This is a genomic window from Microbispora sp. CA-102843, assembly GCF_050936215.1.
In the GTDB taxonomy this organism is placed as follows: Bacteria; Actinomycetota; Actinomycetes; order Streptosporangiales; family Streptosporangiaceae; genus Microbispora.
On sequence record NZ_JBNJNF010000001.1, the window covers coordinates 2,869,958 to 2,888,654 of the forward strand.

Here is an 18,697-nt window from a genome sequence, read left to right on the forward strand (position 1 = left end):
GAAGGAACGGTGGGGCATGGCCGCGACCCGAGACACGGGCGACGCCGAGGCAGGCCGCGCCCGAGCCGGCGCCGAGGCCGGTGGCCGGGCGGCGGCCAGGCGCACCCAGGCCGAGCAGCGGGAAAGCAGGGTCGCCGCGGGACTGTCCGAGCTGGAGCGGTGGCTGGCCGACCAGATCGGGCATGGGCTGGCGCAGGCACGCCAGACGGGGCCGGCCGACTGGGACGACCTCGCCAGGCGGCTGGTCGACGCGCAGGCGCCGGGTGCGGCGGGGACGGTCACCCGGCTCCCGCGGGTGCTCGGCGCCGAGGACTGGCCGGGCCTCCTGCTCGGGGAGTACGCGCTGCTTCATCTGCTCGCGGTCGCCCATCGCCGCGCCGCCGCGCTGCCCGAGCCGTTGCGGCAGACCGTGCGGGCGCGGGTCGGCTTCCCCGTCACCAGGGAGTCCGTCCTGGCCACCCCCGCGGTGCGGGACCACTGGGACGTCGTCGGCAGCCGGGACGAGGAGCAGGACCGGCTGGTCGCCCGGCGCGTGTGGCTGGCGGGGCGTATGACGGGCCGCCTGGCGATGGTGCTGTCGTTCTCGCCGGTCGGGCAGCCGCTCGAGTCGTTCCCGCCGCCGGGCACGACGGTCGACGCCGACCTGACCTTCTACCCGGGGGCGTCGCCGCTGCGCGCCCTGGTGGCCGAGCGGCGGAACCTCGTCGACGCGGGGCCGCCCCCGGGGACGAAGGTCTCCCAGGTGCCCGCGCTGATCGCGGAGGTGCTCGCGGCCGATCCATGGACCGACTCCTGGCCGCTGGTGCTCGACGGAGCCGTCCCCTGCCCGGACGGCCTCGCGGACGACGAGGGGAACGCGCTGCCGCTGCACCCGTCCGCGGGCGTCCCGTGGCGGCTGCTGGCCGTCTCCGGCGGGCGGCCGGTGACGGTCGCCGCCGAATGGACGCCGCGCGGGCTGCTCCCGCTGACGGCCTGGGACGAGGAGGGCGGGGTGGTGCGGTTATGACGCGGGCCGTTCCCAGCGGGTGGGAGGCCGGGCGGGATTCGTGGGAGGAGCTGGTGTCCACCGCGCTGGTGGGCGCCGACCGCCGCGCCGTCCCGCCGGAGAGCCTGCTGGAGCGGGCCGCCGAGCAGGTGGTCCGGATGCGCGCGGGGCGGCGGCCGGGCAGGGCCAGGTCGCCGGCCCCCGCGGCGGCGGAGACTCTGCCGCCCGTGCCCGGCGCCGCCGCGGACCGGCTGGCCCGGATGCTCGCCGGTGAGCAGGGCAGGCTGCTGACCGAGTGGCTGGAGACGGCCGCCGCTCGGCGGGTGCGGGTCCCGGCCGAGATGATCCCCGGGCTGCTCGACCTCGGGGCGCGGGACCGGTCGATCCGCGCGTGCGTGGGGGCGGTCACCGGAGCCCGGGGCCGCTGGCTCGCCGGTCTCAACTCCGCCTGGGCGTACCTGCTGGCCGAGCCGGCACACGTGCCGCCCGGCGAGGTGTGGGAGCTCGGCACGAGCGGCGACAGGCGCGCCTTCCTGACCGCGTTGCGGCGCCGCGACCCCGCTGGCGCGCGGGAACTGCTGGAACGCGGCTGGAGCGAGGAGACGCCGGAGGACCGGGCCGTCTTCGTGACGATCCTCGCCGACGGCCTCGGCATGGCCGACGAGCCGTTCCTGGAGGCGGTGCTCGACGACCGGCGCCGCGAGGTGCGGCAGGCCGCCGCCGACCTCCTCACCCGCCTGCCGCGGTCGCGGCTGGCCCTTCGCATGACCGCACGGGCGCGCCGGTTCGTGACCAGGAACGGCTCCGGGCTCCGGGCGGAGCCGCCGCCGGCCTGCGACGGCGCGATGGAACGCGACGGCGTCAGGGCGCGGCCACCCGCAGGGATGGAGACGCGGGGCTGGTGGCTGCAGCAGGTGGTGGCGCACACGCCGCTGTCGTTCTGGCCGGCTCACCTCGGCATGCCGCCGGCCGAGATCGCAGGGGCCCGGGTCGGCGACTGGGAGCGGGAGGTCCGCATGGGCTGGACCCGTGCCGCCATCCTGCAGCGGGACGCGACGTGGGCGCGCGCCCTGTTCGAGGCCGAGCCGCTGACCGACCTGCTGGCCGTGCTCCCGCCGGAGGAGCGGTCCCACCGGGCGGCCGAGCTGGTGGCGGGCCACCCGGTGGACGGCCAGATGGTCATGATGCTGGGCGGCGTGCCGCGGCCGTGGGGACACCGTCTGGCGAGGGCCGTGCTCAAGAAGATCGTCGAGACCACGCGGACGCAGCCGTGGAACGCCGGCGAGCTGATCCGGCTGGCGGGGGAGCGGTTCGACCCCGTGATGCACGAGCACGCCGGGGAGGTCCCCGAACTCGCCGCGACCCTGCGGTTCCGCTTCGACATGCTCAAGGAGCTCGCATGACCAGCGTTCTGCGCCCGCACGCGGAGGACCAGTTCGCCGACGAGCTGGCGATCCTCGTGAAGACCGACGACCGGCCGCGCCCGCCCGGCTGGCGGCTGTCGCCCTGGGCGGTGACGACCTACGTGCTGGGGGACGGCGGCCAGATCACGCCGAAGTACATCGGCCCGCGCAGGATCGTCGAGGTCGCGGTGGCGACGCTCGCCACCGACAGGGCGCTGCTGCTGCTCGGCGTGCCCGGCACGGCCAAGACCTGGCTGTCCGAGCACATCGCCGCGGCGATCAGCGGCGACTCGACCCTGCTCGTGCAGGGCACGGCCGGCACGGCGGAGGAGGCCGTCCGCTACGGGTGGAACTACGCGCGGCTGCTGTCGGAGGGCCCTTCCCGGGCGGCGCTGACGCCGAGCCCGGTCATGCGCGCGATGGCGGAGGGACGGCTGGCCCGGGTCGAGGAGCTCACCCGCATGCCGTCCGACGTCCAGGACGCCCTGATCACCGTGCTGTCGGAGAAGACGCTGCCGATCCCGGAGCTGGGGGAGGAGGTGCAGGCGGCCAAGGGATTCAACGTCATCGCCACCGCCAACGACCGCGACCGCGGGGTCAACGACCTGTCGAGCGCGCTGCGCAGGCGGTTCAACACCGTCGTGCTGCCGGTCCCCGCCACCACGGAGGAGGAGGTCGGCATCGTGGCCCGGCGCGTGGCGCAGCTCGGCCGCTCCCTGGAGCTGCCGGAGACCGTGACCGGGATGGAGGAGATCCGCCGCGTGGTGACGGTCTTCCGGGAGTTGCGCGCGGGCGTGACCTCCGACGGGCGGACCAAGGTCAAGTCGCCCAGCGGCACGCTCAGCACGGCGGAGGCCATCTCGGTCGTCACCAACGGGATCGTGCTCGCCACCCACTTCGGGGACGGCGTGCTGCGCCCGGCCGACGTCGCGGGCGGCATCGTGGGGGCGGTGGTCCAGGATTCGGTGTCCGACCGCGTGGTCTGGCAGGAGTACCTGGAGACGGTCGTCCGCGACCGCGACGACTGGCGCGACTTCTACCGGGCCTGCCGCGATGCCGGCTGAGATCGCCGCCGGCGCCTCGTCCGGCCGGGTCCCGGGCGGCGAGGGCGGGCCGGAGGTGCCGGAGGTGCCGGTGCCGGGTCTGTCGGTGCTGGGTTTGTCGGTGCTCGGGGTGCGGCACCACGGGCCGGGATCGGCCAGGGCCGTGCGTGACGAACTGGACAGGATCCGGCCCGACCTGGTGCTCGTCGAGGGCCCGCCCGAGGCCGACGGCCTGGTGGCGCTCGCCGCCGACCCCGGCATGCGCCCGCCCGTCGCGCTGCTGGCCTACGTGCCGGGGGAGCCGCCGCGGGCCGCCTTCTGGCCGTTCGCGGAGTTCTCGCCCGAGTGGCAGGCGATCTCCTACGCCGCCCGGGCGGGCGTCGAGGCGCGGTTCTGCGACCTGCCCGCCGCGCACGGTCTCGCGCTCGACGCCGACCCCGTACGCCGCGATCCCATCGGCGAGCTGGCGCGCGCGGCGGGGTACGACGACCCGGAGCGGTGGTGGGAGGACATGGTCGAGCACCGGGGCGAGGCCGGGACGCTCGACGTGGTCGCCGAGGCGATGCGGGCCGTGCGCGAGGGGCACGTCGCCGAGGGCGTCGAGGCCCGGCGCGAGGCGTACATGCGCAGGACGCTGCGGAAGGCGGCGCGGGAGGGCTTCGCCCGGATCGCGGTGGTCTGCGGGGCCTGGCACCTGCCCGCGCTGGCCCCGCTCGCGCTGTCCCTGTCCGGAGGCCGCGCCCGCGGGCCCGGCCCGGACGCGCCGGACGGGCCCGGCCGCCTGCCCTCCGCGGCCGAGGACGAGCGGCTGCTGCGCGGCCTGCCCAAGGTCAGGGTCGAGATGACGTGGGTGCCGTGGACCCACGGGCGGCTCGCCGCGGGCGCGGGCTACGGCGCGGGCGTCGCCGCGCCCGGGTGGTACGAGCACCTGTTCACGGCGCCCGACCGCCCGGTGGAGCGCTGGCTCGCCCGCGCCGCCGCGATCCTGCGCGAGGAGGACCTGCCCGTCTCCTCCGCCCACGTCATCGAGGCCGTACGGCTGGCCGAGGGACTGGCGGCGCTGCGCGGCAGGCCGCTCGCCGGGCTGTCGGAGGTCACCGAGGCGGTCAGGGCGGTGCTGTGCGGCGGCGACGAGCTGCCGGTCGAGCTGGTCCAGCGGCGGATGGTCGTGGGGGAGCGGCTCGGGCGGGTGCCGGACGCCACGCCGATGGTGCCGCTGCGGCGGGACCTGCGCGAGGAGCAGCGGCGGCTCCGCATGAAGCCGGAGGCCCTGGCCGGGGAGCACGACCTCGACCTGCGCAGGCCGCTCGACCTCGGCCGCAGCCGGCTGCTGCACCGGCTCGCCCTGCTGGACGTGCCCTGGGGGACGCCCCGGCGGGCCCGGAGCAAGGGGACGTTCAAGGAGTCCTGGTCGCTGGAGTGGCGCCCAGAGCTCGACGTGGCCCTCATCGAGGCCGCCGTGTGGGGGATCACGGTCGAGGCGGCGGCGACGGCCCGCGTCCGCGACCTCGCGGGCGGCGCGGGCCTGCCCGAGCTGGCCGCGCTGGTCGAGCGCTGCCTGCTCGCCCACCTGCCGGACGCGCTGCCGCACGTCCTGGGGCGGATCGAGGACCGGGCGGCGCTCGACGGCGAGGTGCGCCACCTCATGGGGGCGCTGCCCGCGCTCGTGCGGGCCCGCCGGTACGGGGACGTGCGCGGCACCGAGGGCCTCGCGGGTGTCACCGAGTCGATGCTCGCGCGGATCTGCGCCGGGTTGTCCCCCGCCCTGACGGGGCTGGACGAGGACGCGGCCCGCGAGATGGCGGCGCTGATGGACGGCGTCCACACCGCGGCCGGGTTGATGGGCAGCGGCCGGTGGCTCACGACGCTGGCCGGGATCGCCCGGCGCGACGACCTGCCGGGGCTGCTCGACGGCCGGATCGTGCGGATCCTGTTCGACGCCGAGGCCCTGGAGGACGATGTGGCCGCCCGCATGGCGCGGTCGATGTCGCCCGGCAGCCCCCCGGCCCGGTCGGCGGCCTGGATGGAGGGCTTCCTGTCCGGGGGCGGCCTGCTGCTCGTTCACGATCCGCGCCTGCTCGCCACCGTGGACGTCTGGCTGACCGGCCTGTCACCCGAGGCGTTCGTGGACGTGCTGCCGTTGCTGCGGCGCACGTTCGGGGCGTTCCCTGCGCCGGAGCGGCGGATGATCGGCCGGCGGGTCCGCTCCGGCGCCGCGCTGGGCTCTTCCGAGCCGGGCGGCGACGTGGGGGCGGACTGGGACGACGGGCTGGCGGCCGGGGCCGTGCGGACCGTGCGCGAGATCCTGGGACGCGAGACGGGCGGGAGGCCCTGATGGACGGCGAGGACGAGCGGCTGCGGCGCTGGCGGCTGGTGCTGGGCGGCGCGGCGGAGGGGACGCTGGAAGGAGCGGACGCCCGGATGGACGCCGCTCTCACGGCCCTCTACGACGGGCAGGAGCGGCGCGGCGCCGGCCTCGGCGCGTCCGCGCCGCGGGTGGCCCGCTGGCTGGGGGACATCAGGGAATACTTCCCCGCCGGCGTCGTGCAGGTCATGCAGAAGGACGCCATCGAGCGGCTCGACCTGACCCGGCTGCTGCTGGAGCCCGAGATGCTGGAGGCCGTCGAGCCCGACGTGCACCTGGTGGGCACGCTGCTGTCGCTGGGCCGGCTGATGCCGGAGCGGGCCCGAGAGTCGGCCAGGGCCGTCGTCCGCACGGTCGTGCGGGAGCTGGAGGCGCGGCTGACGCGGCGCACGCTGACGGCCGTCGGCGGCGCGCTCGACCGCTCGGCCAGGACCCACCGGCCCAGGAGGGCGGCCGAGGTCGACTGGAACCGCACGATCCGGGCGAACCTGCGCAACTACCTCCCGGAGCGGAAGACCGTCGTGCCGTCCCGGCTGGTCGGGTACGCCCGCGGGCAGCGGGCCGTGCAGCGGGAGGTCGTGCTGGCCGTCGACCAGAGCGGCTCGATGGCCGCCTCGGTGGTGTACGCGGGCGTCTTCGCCGCGGTGCTCGCCACGATGCGTTCGCTCAAGACCTCGTTCGTGGCCTTCGACACGGCCGTGGCCGACCTGACCGACCGGCTGCGCGACCCCGTCGAGGTGCTGTTCGGCACCCAGCTCGGCGGCGGCACCGACATCAACCGGGCGGTGGCCTACTGCCAGGACCTCGTCACTCGGCCGGCCGACACGATCTTCCTGCTGGTCAGCGACCTGTACGAGGGCGGGCCGCGGGAGGAGATGCTGCGCCGGATCGCCGCCATGACCGCCGCCGGGGTCCAGGTGATCGTGCTGCTCGCGCTGTCGGACGAGGGGGCGCCGCAGTACGACCGCGACAACGCGGCGGCGCTGGCCGCGATGGGCGTCCCGGCCTTCGCCTGCACACCGGACGCCTTCCCCGGTCTCATGGCGGCCGCCATCGAGCGCCGGTCCTACGACCAAGGTCGCATTTCCGTGCAAGGACGGTGATTTGTAATGTCCGTATCATGTCTTCGGTAATGACCGCCGCCCCGGCCGTCTTCAGCCAGCGATATCGCGCCCTGAGCGTCGGAATCGTGGCCCTGGTGATGCTCGTGGCGTTCGAATATCTCGCGGTGGCCACCGCGATGCCCCTGATCGGCCGGGAGCTGAACGGCTACCACCTGTACGGCCTGGCGTTCAGCGGCGGCATGGCGGCCAACGTCATCGCCACGGTGGTCGGCGGGCGCTGGAGCGACGCGCGCGGGCCGTTCCCCGCGCTGTGGACGGGAGTGGCGGGGTTCGTCGCCGGGCTGGCCGTGTCCGGGTTCGCGCCCGCCATGGAGGTCTTCCTCGTCGGGCGCTTCCTCCAGGGACTCGGCGGCGGCCTGTTCAACGTGGCGCTGTACGTCCTCGTCGCCCAGGCGTACCCCTCCGCCATGCACCCGCGGGTGTTCTCCGCGCTGGCCGCGGCGTGGGTGCTGCCGTCCGTGGTCGGCCCGGCCGTCACCGGCTTCGTGGCGGAGACCTGGAACTGGCGCTGGATCTTCCTGGGCGTGGCGGTGCTGTCGGTCCCCGCCGCGCTGATCATGTGGCGCGGCCTGCCCCCGGCGGCCGGGCAGCCGAGGGAGCCGATGGGCCGGGCCTTCCTGCCCAGGTTCGCCTGGGGGGTGTGCGCCGCGATCGGCGCGGCCCTGCTGCAGTACGGCAGCGGCGCGGCGGGCGCGGGCATCCCCCTGGTCGTGGCCGGGCTGGCGGTGCTCGCGCTGACGCTGCCGAGGCTGCTGCCCAAGGGGACGCTGCGCGCCGCCCGGGGCCTGCCCACCGTGGTCGCGCTGCGCGGCCTGGCCGCCGGGTCGTTCTTCGCCGCCGAGGTGTTCGTCCCGCTGATGCTGGTGCAGGAGCGGGGGCTGAACGCCGCCGAGGCCGGTCTCGCGCTCACCGGGGGGTCGCTCGCCTGGTCGCTCGGCTCGTGGATCCAGGGCCGCACGCCGCACGCGCGGGCGCTGGCCATCCGCCTCGGCGCGACGCTCGTCGCCACCGGGATCTGCGTCACCGCGTTCGCCGTCATCCCCGCCGTGCCCGTCCTCGTCGTGTTCGCGGGCTGGGTGGTGGCCGGGCTCGGCATCGGCATGGTCTTCCCGACGTTGTCCGTGCTGGTCCTGGAGCTGTCGGCACCGGGGGAGGAGGGCCGCAACAGCGCGTCGCTGAGCGTCGGCGAGTCGGTCTTCTCGGTCCTCGCCGTCTCGCTCACCGGCGCGCTGCTCGCCGCGAACGGGGGCCTGCCGTGGGTCTATCTGACGTGCCTTGGCCTGCTCGTCGTCATGGCGGGCACGGCCACGCTCGTCGGCGGCCGTTTCGAGCACCGCCGCGAAGCGGGCACCATGGAGGTCTAGGGAATCCCGGAGATCCCCGCCGTGGAGCGGGCCGGCCGGACGCAGCGCCCCCGAGGCGCCGCCGGGGCGGCCTCCAGGCGGGACTCAGGGGAAGAAGCGAGGGGATCCGAGTGCCGCGAGTCCGGGAGCTGGAGGTCTTCAGGATGACCCTGCCGTACGGCAGGCGTCCGGAGACCGTCCTGATAAAGATCACGGACTACGGCGGCATGGTCGGCTGGGGCGAGGCGGTCGATCCCGCCGAGGCAGGCCCGCTGGAGCGGGCCCTGCCCGCGCTCATCGGCCTCGACTGGGAGCACCCGTCGGATCTGGGGGAGATCCCCGGCGGCGCGGCCGGCGACATGGCCTGCTGGGACCTGTGGGGCCGCATGAACGGCGTCCCGCTCGCCCACGCCCTCGGCGGCACCCGCACGTCGCTGATCGCGACCGTCAGGCTGGCGGCGGACCGCTCCCTGGAGAGCATGGTCGCCCGGGTGAACCGGCACGTCTGCGCGGGCTACGGGCACGTGACGCTGGACGTCCACCCCGGCTGGGACGTCGAGCCGCTGCGCGCCGTGCGCGCCGCCTACCCCGCCCTGGCCATCGCGGTGGACGGGCGCGGCGCCTACACCGAGATCGAGCAGCTGGAGGCGCTGGACGCCTACGGGGTGGTGGCCATCGAACGCCCCTTCAAGGACCTGCTGACCAGTGCCGACCTGCAGGACCGGGTGTCGGCCGCGGTCGCGGTCGAGGTGACCTCCGTGCCCGAGCTCGACGAGGCGGTGAACCTCAACGCGGGGCGGGCACTGCTGCTGCGCCCCGCGAAGTTCGGCTCGCTCGGCGCCGTACGGCGGGCGCACGACCGCGCGGTGGAGGCCGGGTGGGACATCGTCTGCGCGGGCGGCCTCGGCGCGGGGCTGGCCCGGGCCGCGACCGTCGCCGTCGCCAGCCTGCCGGGCTGCTCCCTGCCCAGCGACGTGGCCGAGCCGCCGCGCAGCGCCCAGGTGGTGCTCCCTCCGGTCGGCGCGTCCGGCGGGGTCGTCGCCGTGCCGCTCACCCAGCCCGGTCTCGGGCACACGGTGGACGAGGACCGGGTGCGCCGCATGGCCCGCGAGTCGTTCCGCGTCTGACGGTGATGCCGGAGGCGAGCCTCGGAGGTCCCCACCGGCCGCCGGGTCACGCCGCCGGCTTCTTCATCAGATCCACGAGGCTGGAGAAGCTGCCGGTCGCGTGTCCGGCGTTCATCCCACGCCGGAACAGGTCGGCGACGGCGGCCGGAAGGGTCGTGTCGACGCCCGCGTCGGCGTTGGTGTGCAGAACGTGTTCGACGCTGGCGGCGCCCATGGCCAGGCGGTCCACGTCGCCGTCGTGCCTGCCGGCGTCGATGCGTGCCGCGTAGAAGGCCAGGAAGCCCGGCATCGACGCCATGGTCTCGATGGCGTGCGGCAGGATGTCCGCGGCGGTGAGGCCGTTGGCGTCGGCGAGCGCGATGGCCTGCCAGTAGCTGAGCATCGACGTCCAGAACATCACCATGCCGATCTGGTAGAACAGCGCGGCCAGCCCGGGGTCCTCACCCCGGAAGTCCGTACGGGTCAGGACTTCGAGGGTGGGGCGGGCGGCCTCGAAAGGCGCCCGCGGGCCGCTGTAGAAGGTGGACGATTCGGGCTCGCCGATGCCCGACGGCGGCACGGTGACCCCGCCGGTGATGTGGACCCCGCCGTGCCCGGCCACCCAGCGGGCCCCCGCCCGGGTCTTCTCCGGGGTGTCGGAGCTGAGGTTGACCAGCACACGGCCGCTCAGCGCGTGCGCGGCCGGTTCGAGCACGGCGTACATCGCGTCGTAGTCGGTGAGGCTCAGGATCACCAGGTCGCCGGCGGTCAGCGCCTCCTCGACGGTCCCGGCGAGTACGGCACCCTGCTCGACCAGGGCCTCGGCGCGGGACGCCGTACGGTTCCAGACGGTGACCGGGTGGCCCTCGCGAGGCTGGGAGCGGCTGGTGTACGACAAGCTGCTGCACGCGGGCTTCGGCGATGATGACGCGCGGGACCTGGCGACCACGGTCATCAGCACGCTGGAAGGCGCAGAAGTGACAGCCCAGGTCCACCGCAGCGAAGAGCCCCTGCGCGCGGCGGGCCGTCAGCTGGCCCGCCTGGTCGGGTCGTACGAGGCGGGCGTCGCGGAACGCCGGGACGAGGCGCGGAGCTGAGCCTCGCGCCCGGTGTGCGGAGTGTCCTCACCCGCCGCCCTCGTACGGTCACCGCCGGGGACGAGAGGAGACGGGCTCAGCGCGCCATCGCCGTGGGCGGCGCCCCGCAGCCGTCGTCGATCGGGCTCGGCGTCCCCGGCGGCGAGAGCACCGGCGTGGGGGAGGGCGTCGGGGAGTGCCGGTGCCGGTGCGGCCCCAGAGCGGGTGAGGGCGCGGGCGAGGAGCCGGACGGCGTGGCGGAAGGGCCGGCCTGGGTGTGGACCGAGGCGCGGATCGCCCTGGCCGTGAGCAGCCGGATCCGGTCCCAGTCGGGATAGGCGGTGTTGATCAGGGGCGGCACGAACTGCAGGCTGGTGATCGCGGCGTGCTTGACCTTCCAGGCCAGCGGCACCAGGTGTTCCAGCATGGGCCGGGGCACGTCGGTGCGGACGATCCTGCGGGTGGCCGCCGCGATCTCGGTGAACCGCGTCAGCACCGTGGCCGGGTCGGCCTGGGAGAGCAGGGCCCCGAGGACGCATCGCTGCCGGTGCATCCGGTCGAAGTCGTCACTGAAGGTGCGGGAGCGGGCGTACCACAGCGCATCGGCGCCGTTCAGCCGCCGGGTGCCCGCCTTGACGACGCCCTCGTTGTGCAGGCCGTACACGATGTCGCGGTCCACCGACACCACGAGCCCGCCGAGGGCGTCGATCATCTTCGCGAAACCCCAGATGTTGACCAGCGCGTACCAGTCGATCCGCAGGCCCAGGATGTGGCCGACCGTCTCCTTGAGTACCTCGGCGCCCATGTGCCGCCGCCCGCCGAACAGCTCGGGGTGGTCCTCGGCGTACTGCCACACCGAGAACAGCAGGTCCTCGCGCCAGCCGGGGCGATACTCCGGAAGCTGGAAACCGAAGGGGAACCGGGCGGCCATGGGGCTGCCCGGGGGGAATCGGACATGCTCCAGGTTGCGGGGCACGCCGAGCAGCACGGTGTTGCCGGTCCGCACGTCCACGCTGGCGACGTTGATGCTGTCGGTGCGCATCCCGATCCGGTTGTCGCCCCAGTCGCCGCCGAGCAGGAGCACGTTGACCCGGTCGCGGCCCGCCCACGGGTCGTCCGGGCGTACACCGCTGCCCGCCTGGCCGGCCGCGCCCGGCGCGGCGAACAGCGAGTCGAGGGTCTGCTCGGACAGGCGGACATACCGGGCGGCGATCGCGAACGGCACCGCGACGACGACCGCGAGCACGCCCGCGACCAGCCCGGTGAGGATCTGCCCCTTGCGGGGCAGCCGCCCGGGACGCAGGACGACGTACGAGCGGATGACCAGCGAGAACCAGGCGACGGCACAGGCCGCGAACACCAATGAGATCTGGCCCAGCCAGCCCAGTGCGCGTCCGGCGAGGCCCGCGTCGGCGCCGACGGCCACGCCCGCGACGCAGGCGACCACGGTCAGGTAGCCGCCGAGCAGGAGCAGCCCGGTGCGCCACCGGCCCACTCGCAGGTGCGCCGCGCCGGGCAGCACCGCCGACAGTGCCACCCAGCCGATGAGCGCGGCGGCTCTGAACGCCGGCCCGCTGCGACGCGTCGCCGGCGGGGCGCCGTTCCTGGGTGCCAGATCAGGGGTGACCACGCGTCAATTGAAGCGACACCGGCCGCCGAAAGCCCGTGACCGGCCCGAGCCGGAGCAGTCCATACCGGCATTTGACCGAGACTCGACCTGGGGCTCGACCTACCAGGGGAACGCGAACAGGCCGTAGTAGGCGGCGGTCAGGAGCAGCAGCGCGGTCCCGCCCAGCACGCCGGCGAGCACGCTCTTCTGCCAGGGCGTCGGCTCCCAGCCGTCCCGCAGGCCGCCGATCACCGCCGCGAACGTCGTGACCGTCTGCACGAGCATCACGATGGCGAGCAGGCGTACGACCAGCCATCCGGCCTGTACGGCGGGCCAGGCGCCGGCCTGGTTGACCGAGAACAGCACGATGAGCGTGATGAACGCCAGGACGGCGGCGAGCTCCCCGAGGCCGGTCCAGGCCATCCTGCGCAACCGCCGCCGGATGGCCGGCCACAGCTGCACCGTGGCCTCCATCCTGGCCTGCAGCCGCAGGTCGCGCCCGCGCAGCCGGACGACCATCTCGGTGACCGGCGCCGCGACGTAGCCGACCGCGGCCAGGCAGAGCGCGAGCCACAGGATCGTGCTGCCCCCCCACCACGGCGCGGCCGGCACGTCGGCAGCCTCGAAGCGCTGCACCGGCGTCGCCCCCGCGATCGCCACCGAGGGCCTGGCCGTACGCGGCAGGTCCTTGATCCAGTTCGCCAGCGTGGGCAGGTAGTCCGCCGCGTACGGGCCGCCGCGGATCCGCATGGCGTGGTCGGCCCCCGCGAGGAAGCGGATCGTGTAGTCGGTGTTGCGGCCCCGGGCCAGCGCGCCGGTGAGCGTCTCGGTGCTCTCCACGAACGGGATCGACGGGTCGTCGGTGCCGTACAGCGCCAGGACGGGCTGGGTGATCCCGCGCAGGGCGGGCACCCCGTCGTAACGCAGGAAGTCGAAGCCGACCCCGCCCATCGCCCGGGTGAGCAGGTCGCGTACGCCGCTCGGGGCGTGCAGGCGCAGCAGCTGCTCGTTCAGCGCCCAGGCGACCTGGCGCAGCGGCGAGACGTTCGGAGAGGAGACCAGCACCACGAACGCGGCCTGCGGATCGCGCGCGGCGGCGATCGGGACGACCCAGCCGCCCTCGCTGACGCCCCACAGGCCGGCCCGCGCCGGGTCGACGTCGGGCCGTCCGCGCAGCACCCGCAGCATGCGCAGGGCGTCGTCGGCGAGCAGGCCGAAGTCGCGGCTGCGGAAGGAGTAGCCCACCGTCCGCTTGTCGTACGCGAGCGTGACGATGCCCGCCTGGGCCAGCCACTCGGCCTGCTGGGCGAACTCCCCGCCGTCGCCCGACCCCGAGCCCTGCACGAACACCATCGCGGGATGGCGTCCCGGGGACAGGGGCGCCCTGATCGTCGCCTTCAGCGTCTCGTTCTTCGCCGGCACGAGCAGCGTCTCGGTACGGAACCGGTCGGTGCGGGCCACTGCCCGCACTTCGGCGGCGGACTGGGAAGGTAGGTCGCGAAACTGGGGCGAAGTGGACAGAGGTGGGGGGTCGAAGGCCGGCGGGGAGAGCAGATGGCCGACGGCGGCGAGCACCACCATCAGCACACCGGCGATCACCCCGAGAGTGCCCCGGCCGACGTTCATGAGGCCGCTCCCCCATGCGTACTCGCGATACCGAATCCAGGCTAAGTCATTACTCCTCCTTTGCGTCGTGCACCAGAGGGGCGGTTGGGGCCGTGTTTGTCGGCGGGACCTGTTAGCTTGCTGCGACATGCGTGTCCTGCACAGCTCCGACTGGCACCTCGGCCGGTCGTTCCACCGCGAGAGCCTGCTCGGCGCCCAGGCCGCGTTCGTCGACCACCTGGTCGAGACCGTGCGGACCGAGCGCGTGGACGTCGTGGTGGTCTCCGGCGACGTCTACGACCGGGCCCTGCCTCCCGTCGACGCGGTCGCGCTGTGCAACGAGGCGCTGGCCAGGCTCAAGTCTCTCGGCGTGCACACCGTGCTGATCAGCGGCAACCACGACTCCGCCGTACGGCTCGGCTTCGGCGCCGACCTCATGGAGCGGGTGCACCTGCGCACCGACCCCGCCAGGGCCTGGGAGCCGGTCGTGATCGGCGACGTGGCGTTCTTCGGCATCCCCTACCTCGAGCCCGAGCTGGTCAGGGGGCCGTGGGAGCTGGCCGAGCGCAGCCACACCGCCGCCGTCACGTACGCGATGGACCGCGTGCGGGCGCACCCTGCGGCGCGCAAGGTCGTGCTCGCCCACGCGTTCGTCACCGGGGGAGAGGCCAGCGACAGCGAGCGGGACATCAGCGTCGGCGGGGTCTCGCACGTGCCGTTGGGCGCGTTCTCCGGGGTCGACTACGTGGCGCTGGGTCACCTGCACGGCCGTCAGGTGATGAGCGAGACGGTCCGCTACAGCGGGTCGCCGATCGCCTACTCCTTCTCCGAGGCCGGCCACACCAAGGGCTCCTGGCTGGCCGATCTCGACACGGGCCGGACGGAGTTCGTCCCCGCCCCCGTGCCCCGGCCGGTGAGCACGGTGCGGGGCCGTATCGACGACCTGCTGACCGACGGCCGCTTCGATCGGTACGAGGACCACTGGCTGCAGGTGACGCTGACCGATCCGGTGCGGCCGCGCGAGGCGATGGAGCGCCTGAGGCGGCGCTTCCCGCACACGCTGGCGCTCGCCTTCCAGCCGGATGGCGTGGCGGAGGGACCGGCGGGCCGGGCCAGGATCGCCGGCCGGGCCGAGATCGAGGTGGCGCTCGACTTCGTCCGGGAGGTCCGCGGTGAGCCCGCGGACGACGACGAGCGGCGGTTGCTGCAGGAGGCGGTCGAGGCATGCCGTATCAAGGAGAGCGCGTGAGTGGCCTGCCCGCCGCGCTCCGGGGCGAGGCGGCCGGGCGGGAGTGCGGGCCCGGCCCGCGGACGTGTGAGGAGGTCCGGTGAGGCTGCATCGGCTGCGCCTGGTCGCGTTCGGCTCGTTCCCCGGGACGGAGGAGGTCGACTTCGACGCGCTCGGCGAGGCGGGCCTGTTCCTGATCCACGGGCCGACCGGCGCCGGCAAGACGACCGTGCTCGACGCCGTCTGCTACGCCCTGTACGGCAGGGTGCCCGGCCAGCGGGAGAGCGCCCGGAGCCTGCGCTGCGACCACGCGCCGCCCGACCGGGGACCGTCGGTCACGCTGGAGCTGACGATCCGGGGCAGGCGCCTGCGCATCACCCGTTCGCCCGCCTGGATGCGGCCGAAGCTGAGGGGTTCGGGCCTGATCGAGGAGAAGGCGAAGGCCAGGATCGAGGAGCTGACCGAGCCCGGCGGGCAGTGGATCGTGCGGAGCACCCGCAGCGACGAGGCCGGCGACTTCGTGAACACGCTGACGGGCATGACCGCGGCCCAGTTCTGCCAGGTCGCGATGCTGCCGCAGGGCGAGTTCGCGAAGTTCCTGCGGGCCGGCGGCGAGGAGCGGCGGGAGCTGCTGGAGCGGCTCTTCTCGGTGCGCGTGTTCAGCGACGTGGAGCGGTGGCTGGCCGACCACCGCACGCGTACGTGGCGGGAGGAGCAGGAGCTGGGCCAGCGGGTCGAGTCGGTGCTCGACCGCATGCGCGGCGCGGCGGGCGACGACCTGCCGCTGCCCGAGAACGCCGAGGAGCCCGCGGCCTGGGCGGGGGAGGTGCTCGGCCTCGCCCGCGGCGCGCTCGCGGACGCGGTCGCGGCCGGCGCGGCGAGCCAGAAGGCGCTGCTGTCGGCCCGCGCCCGCCTGGAGGAAGGCCGGGCCCTTGCCGACCGGCAGCGCAGGCACGCCGCCGCTCTCGCCCGGCGGCAGGAGCTCGACGCGGCGGCGGACGAGCGGTCGGACCTGGAGGCGATGCTCGACGAGGCCGCGCGGGCCGACCGGGTGGCGCCGCTGATCCGGCAGGCCGGCCAGCGGTCGGAGGCCGCCGCCAAGGCGCGGCGGGTGGCCGCCGACGCCGCGCTCCGCGCGCTTCCCGGCCACGCGGCATCGCGCACCGGTGCGCAAACGCCTGCGGACTCGGGCGCGCGGTGGCCGGGCGCCGCGTGGGAGGACGCCGGCGACGCCGTGTGGCAGGTGCGGGGACCGGACCCGGAGCGGTTGGACCCGGAGCGGATGGACCCGGAGCGGATGGACCCGGAGCGGCCGGACCTGGATCGGCTGGACACAGAGCGGCCGGACCCGGAGCGGCTGGCCGTGCTGGAGCGGGAGCGGCGCGACGAGGTCGCCCGGGTGCGCCAGATCCTCCCGGAGGAGGCGCGCCTGCGGCAGGTGCGGAGCGAGCGCGCGGACGCGGAACGCGGGCTGGCGGAGCTGACCGAGGAGGAGGCGGAGCTGACGCGGCGGCAGGCGGACCTGCCCGCCGAGCGGCTCGACGTCGAGGAACGGCTCGCCCGGGCACGTACGGCGATGGCGAGCCTGCCGGGCCTGACGGCCGTCAGGGACGCCGCGCTGCGGCTGCGGGAGGTCACCGGACAGGCCGCGCTGCTGGACGGCGAACTGACGCGGCTCGCCGAGGACGAGGCGCGGGCACGGGCCGCGCAGGCCGAGCTGCCGGGGCTGCTGGCCGGCGCCGAGGAACGGCTCAGGGGCTTACGCGACATGGCCGCGCGCGTGCCCGCGCTGGAGGCCGCCGCCCATCTGGCGGGGGAGCGGCTGGAGGCCGCGCGGCTGCGCGACGCCTTGACCGCCGAGCTGGGGGAGGCCGAGCACGACCGGCGCGCGGCCGTCGACCTGGCCCAGGAGCGCCGCGACCGGCTGCAGGAGGTCCGCCAGGCCAGGATCGAGGGCATGGCCGCCGAGCTGGCGGCGGGGCTCGTGGCCGGGGAGCCCTGCGCCGTCTGCGGTGCCACCGAACACCCCCGTCCCGCCGCGCCCGCCGGACGGGCCGCGACCGCGGACGACGAGCAGGCGGCGCAGGAGGCGTTCGAGGCCGCGCAGCGGGCCCGCGAGGAGGCGGAGACGACCGTCGCCGCGCTCTCGTCGCGGCTCGGGGACGCGGCGGCGCGCGCCGCGGACCTGTCCCAGGAGGACGCGTCCGCCGCCCTCGCGGAGGCCCGCGAGGAGCTGTCGCGGTTGCGCGCGGCCGAGACGGCGGTCGCGGCGGCCGAGGCGGAGGCCGGGCGGCTCGCGGCGGAGCTGGAGTCGGCCCGCGACCGGGCCGTGGAGCTGACCGGCCTGCTGACCGAGACCAGGACCAGGCGGGACGCCCTGCTGGCCGAGGGCGAGCGGCTCGCCGCAGGTCTGGAGGGCGACCTCGAGACGGCGAAGGCGGACCTGGAACGGGCCCGGTCCCTGGCCGCGGCCGAGGAGGAGCTGGCCGCCCGCGCCACCCGGCTCGCGGCCGAGCTTGAAGAGCTGGGCGCGCGGGCCGCGCGCACCGGCGCGGCGCTCGCCGAGGCGCGCGCGCACCGCGACAGGCTGGAGGCCGACGAGCGCAGGCTGGCCGAGGTGATCGACGCCGCCCGCGGCGAGGACACCTCGCTCGCCGCCCGCCTCGACCGGCTGAACGAGGAGGCGGACCTGCTCAGGGAGGCCGCCGAGGCGGCGTCCGCGGCGTCCGCGGCCGACCGCGAGAGCGAGACGGCGCGGGCCGAGGCGGCCAGGGCCGCCACCGGCGAGGGGTTCGCGAGCGCGGAGCACGCGGCGGCCGCCGTGCGCACGCCCGAGGACCGGGAGGCGATGTCCGAGCGGCTGGGACACCTGGACGCCGAGCGGGCCACGGTCGAGGGGCTGCTCGCCGATCCCGAACTGGTCGCGGCGGCGGCCGAGCCCGCCGCGGACCTGCCGGAGCTGGAGGCCGGCCACGAGCGGGCCGAGCGGGACCACGCCGCCCGCACCTCGGCGCGCGACCGGGCGAAGGGCAGGCTCGACCAGCTCACGGGGCTCGCCGGTGAACTGGACGCCGCGCTGCGCGCCTACCGGCCCGCCGAGGAGCGGCACCGCCTGGCGCGCCGGCTCGCCGAGCTGGCGACCGGCACGTCCGGCGACAACCGGTGGCACATGAGGCTGTCGGCGTACGTGCTGGGCGAGCGCCTCCGCCAGGTCGTCGACGCGGCGAACGAGCGCCTCGACCGCATGTCGAGCGGGCGCTACCTGCTGCGGCACGACCTGAACCGGTCCGCGGGCGACCGGGGCCGGTCGGGCGGCGGGCTGGGCCTGCGCGTGCTCGACGCCTGGACCGGCGTGGAACGCGACCCGGCCACGCTCTCCGGAGGCGAGAGCTTCATCACCTCGCTCGCCCTGGCGCTGGGCCTGGCCGACGTGGTGACCGCCGAGGCGGGCGGCGCGGAGATCGGCAGCCTCTTCGTGGACGAGGGCTTCGGCACCCTCGACGACGAGACGCTCGACGACGTGCTCGACATCCTCGACGGCCTGCGCGAGGGCGGCCGGGCCGTCGGCGTGGTCAGCCACGTCGCCGAGCTTCGGGTGCGCATCCCCGCGCAGCTCCGCGTGATCAAGGGGCGTTCCGGCTCCATCCTGTCGCACCGCTGACCCGCGCTTCTCCTCACGGCTCCGGCGGTTCCGCCTGTCGTGGGTCCCGAGGCGCCCCGCCGGCACGACGCCCACATCCCGGCGGGCGGTGACCTCCCCGCCTGCGGCGCTCTTGCCCGGTCACGGGCAAGAGCGGTCACGGGCAAGAG

Annotated in this window: 13 protein-coding genes; 10 read left to right on the top strand and 3 right to left on the bottom strand. The window is 75.4% G+C overall.

Annotation, left to right across the window (positions count from 1 at the left end; genetic code table 11):
- Positions 1-16: 16 nt before the first annotated feature.
- The 7 genes from ACQEVJ_RS13520 to ACQEVJ_RS13550 all read left to right on the top strand — a co-directional run bounded on the left by ACQEVJ_RS13520 (position 17) and on the right by ACQEVJ_RS13550 (position 9,390).
- Positions 17-1,006, top strand: coding sequence for an SWIM zinc finger family protein (locus tag ACQEVJ_RS13520; RefSeq protein WP_433100730.1), 990 nt, complete (start codon positions 17-19; stop codon positions 1,004-1,006).
- Positions 1,003-2,388, top strand: coding sequence for a DUF5691 domain-containing protein (locus tag ACQEVJ_RS13525; RefSeq protein WP_433100732.1), 1,386 nt, complete (start codon positions 1,003-1,005; stop codon positions 2,386-2,388). Before ACQEVJ_RS13520 ends, ACQEVJ_RS13525 begins: the two co-directional genes overlap by 4 nt.
- Positions 2,385-3,452, top strand: a complete 1,068-nt coding sequence (locus tag ACQEVJ_RS13530; protein ID WP_433100734.1) for an ATP-binding protein — start codon at positions 2,385-2,387, stop codon at positions 3,450-3,452. The genes ACQEVJ_RS13525 and ACQEVJ_RS13530 overlap by 4 nt, the downstream gene beginning before the upstream one ends.
- Positions 3,442-5,766, top strand: coding sequence for a DUF5682 family protein (locus tag ACQEVJ_RS13535; protein WP_433100736.1), 2,325 nt, complete (start codon positions 3,442-3,444; stop codon positions 5,764-5,766). Before ACQEVJ_RS13530 ends, ACQEVJ_RS13535 begins: the two co-directional genes overlap by 11 nt.
- Positions 5,766-6,899 (top strand): VWA domain-containing protein, encoded by a 1,134-nt coding sequence (locus ACQEVJ_RS13540; RefSeq protein ID WP_433100738.1) that lies wholly within the window; start codon positions 5,766-5,768, stop codon positions 6,897-6,899. The genes ACQEVJ_RS13535 and ACQEVJ_RS13540 overlap by 1 nt, the downstream gene beginning before the upstream one ends.
- 17 nt (positions 6,900-6,916) lie before the next feature.
- Entirely contained in the window at positions 6,917-8,284 is a 1,368-nt protein-coding gene (locus ACQEVJ_RS13545; RefSeq protein WP_433100740.1) for an MFS transporter, read from the top strand.
- A 110-nt stretch (positions 8,285-8,394) separates the two neighbouring features.
- Positions 8,395-9,390 carry an enolase C-terminal domain-like protein gene (locus ACQEVJ_RS13550; protein ID WP_433100742.1) on the top strand — a complete coding sequence of 332 codons (996 nt, stop codon included), beginning with the start codon at positions 8,395-8,397 and terminating at the stop codon, positions 9,388-9,390.
- Positions 9,391-9,436: 46 nt separating this feature from the next.
- Here ACQEVJ_RS13550 and ACQEVJ_RS13555 read toward each other — a convergent pair whose 3' ends face one another.
- Entirely contained in the window at positions 9,437-10,267 is an 831-nt protein-coding gene (locus ACQEVJ_RS13555; RefSeq protein WP_433100744.1) for an NAD(P)-dependent oxidoreductase, read from the bottom strand.
- Here ACQEVJ_RS13555 and ACQEVJ_RS13560 point away from each other — a divergent pair.
- On the top strand, positions 10,257-10,466 hold the full coding sequence (locus ACQEVJ_RS13560; protein WP_433100746.1) for an LmrA/YxaF family transcription factor: 210 nt from the start codon (positions 10,257-10,259) through the stop codon (positions 10,464-10,466). The genes ACQEVJ_RS13555 and ACQEVJ_RS13560 overlap by 11 nt on opposite strands.
- 76 nt (positions 10,467-10,542) lie before the next feature.
- Here the strand turns inward: ACQEVJ_RS13560 and ACQEVJ_RS13565 are convergent, their stop codons facing one another.
- Both ACQEVJ_RS13565 and ACQEVJ_RS13570 read right to left on the bottom strand, forming a co-directional pair.
- The gene (locus tag ACQEVJ_RS13565) at positions 10,543-12,075 is read right to left on the bottom strand and encodes an LCP family protein (RefSeq protein WP_433100748.1); all 1,533 of its coding nucleotides are present in this window, start codon (positions 12,073-12,075) and stop codon (positions 10,543-10,545) included.
- A 99-nt stretch (positions 12,076-12,174) separates the two neighbouring features.
- Positions 12,175-13,680 carry an alpha/beta hydrolase family protein gene (locus tag ACQEVJ_RS13570; RefSeq protein ID WP_433100750.1) on the bottom strand — a complete coding sequence of 502 codons (1,506 nt, stop codon included), beginning with the start codon at positions 13,678-13,680 and terminating at the stop codon, positions 12,175-12,177.
- A gap of 127 nt (positions 13,681-13,807) precedes the next feature.
- Here ACQEVJ_RS13570 and ACQEVJ_RS13575 point away from each other — a divergent pair, with 127 nt between their 5' ends.
- Entirely contained in the window at positions 13,808-14,908 is a 1,101-nt protein-coding gene (locus ACQEVJ_RS13575; RefSeq protein ID WP_433100752.1) for an exonuclease SbcCD subunit D, read from the top strand.
- A gap of 79 nt (positions 14,909-14,987) precedes the next feature.
- Entirely contained in the window at positions 14,988-18,548 is a 3,561-nt protein-coding gene (locus ACQEVJ_RS13580) for an AAA family ATPase (protein WP_433100754.1), read from the top strand.
- Positions 18,549-18,697: the final 149 nt, after the last annotated feature.

Bases quoted from the DNA above. Each gene is read 5' to 3' on its own strand.
- ACQEVJ_RS13520 (WP_433100730.1), top strand. From the start codon at position 17: ATGGCCGCGACCCGAGACACGGGCGACGCCGAGGCAGGCCGCGCCCGA.
- ACQEVJ_RS13525 (WP_433100732.1), top strand. From the start codon at position 1,003: ATGACGCGGGCCGTTCCCAGCGGGTGGGAGGCCGGGCGGGATTCGTGG.
- ACQEVJ_RS13530 (WP_433100734.1), top strand. From the start codon at position 2,385: ATGACCAGCGTTCTGCGCCCGCACGCGGAGGACCAGTTCGCCGACGAG.
- ACQEVJ_RS13535 (WP_433100736.1), top strand. From the start codon at position 3,442: ATGCCGGCTGAGATCGCCGCCGGCGCCTCGTCCGGCCGGGTCCCGGGC.
- ACQEVJ_RS13540 (WP_433100738.1), top strand. From the start codon at position 5,766: ATGGACGGCGAGGACGAGCGGCTGCGGCGCTGGCGGCTGGTGCTGGGC.
- ACQEVJ_RS13545 (WP_433100740.1), top strand. From the start codon at position 6,917: ATGTCTTCGGTAATGACCGCCGCCCCGGCCGTCTTCAGCCAGCGATAT.
- ACQEVJ_RS13570 (WP_433100750.1), bottom strand. From the start codon at position 13,680: ATGAACGTCGGCCGGGGCACTCTCGGGGTGATCGCCGGTGTGCTGATG.
- ACQEVJ_RS13575 (WP_433100752.1), top strand. From the start codon at position 13,808: ATGCGTGTCCTGCACAGCTCCGACTGGCACCTCGGCCGGTCGTTCCAC.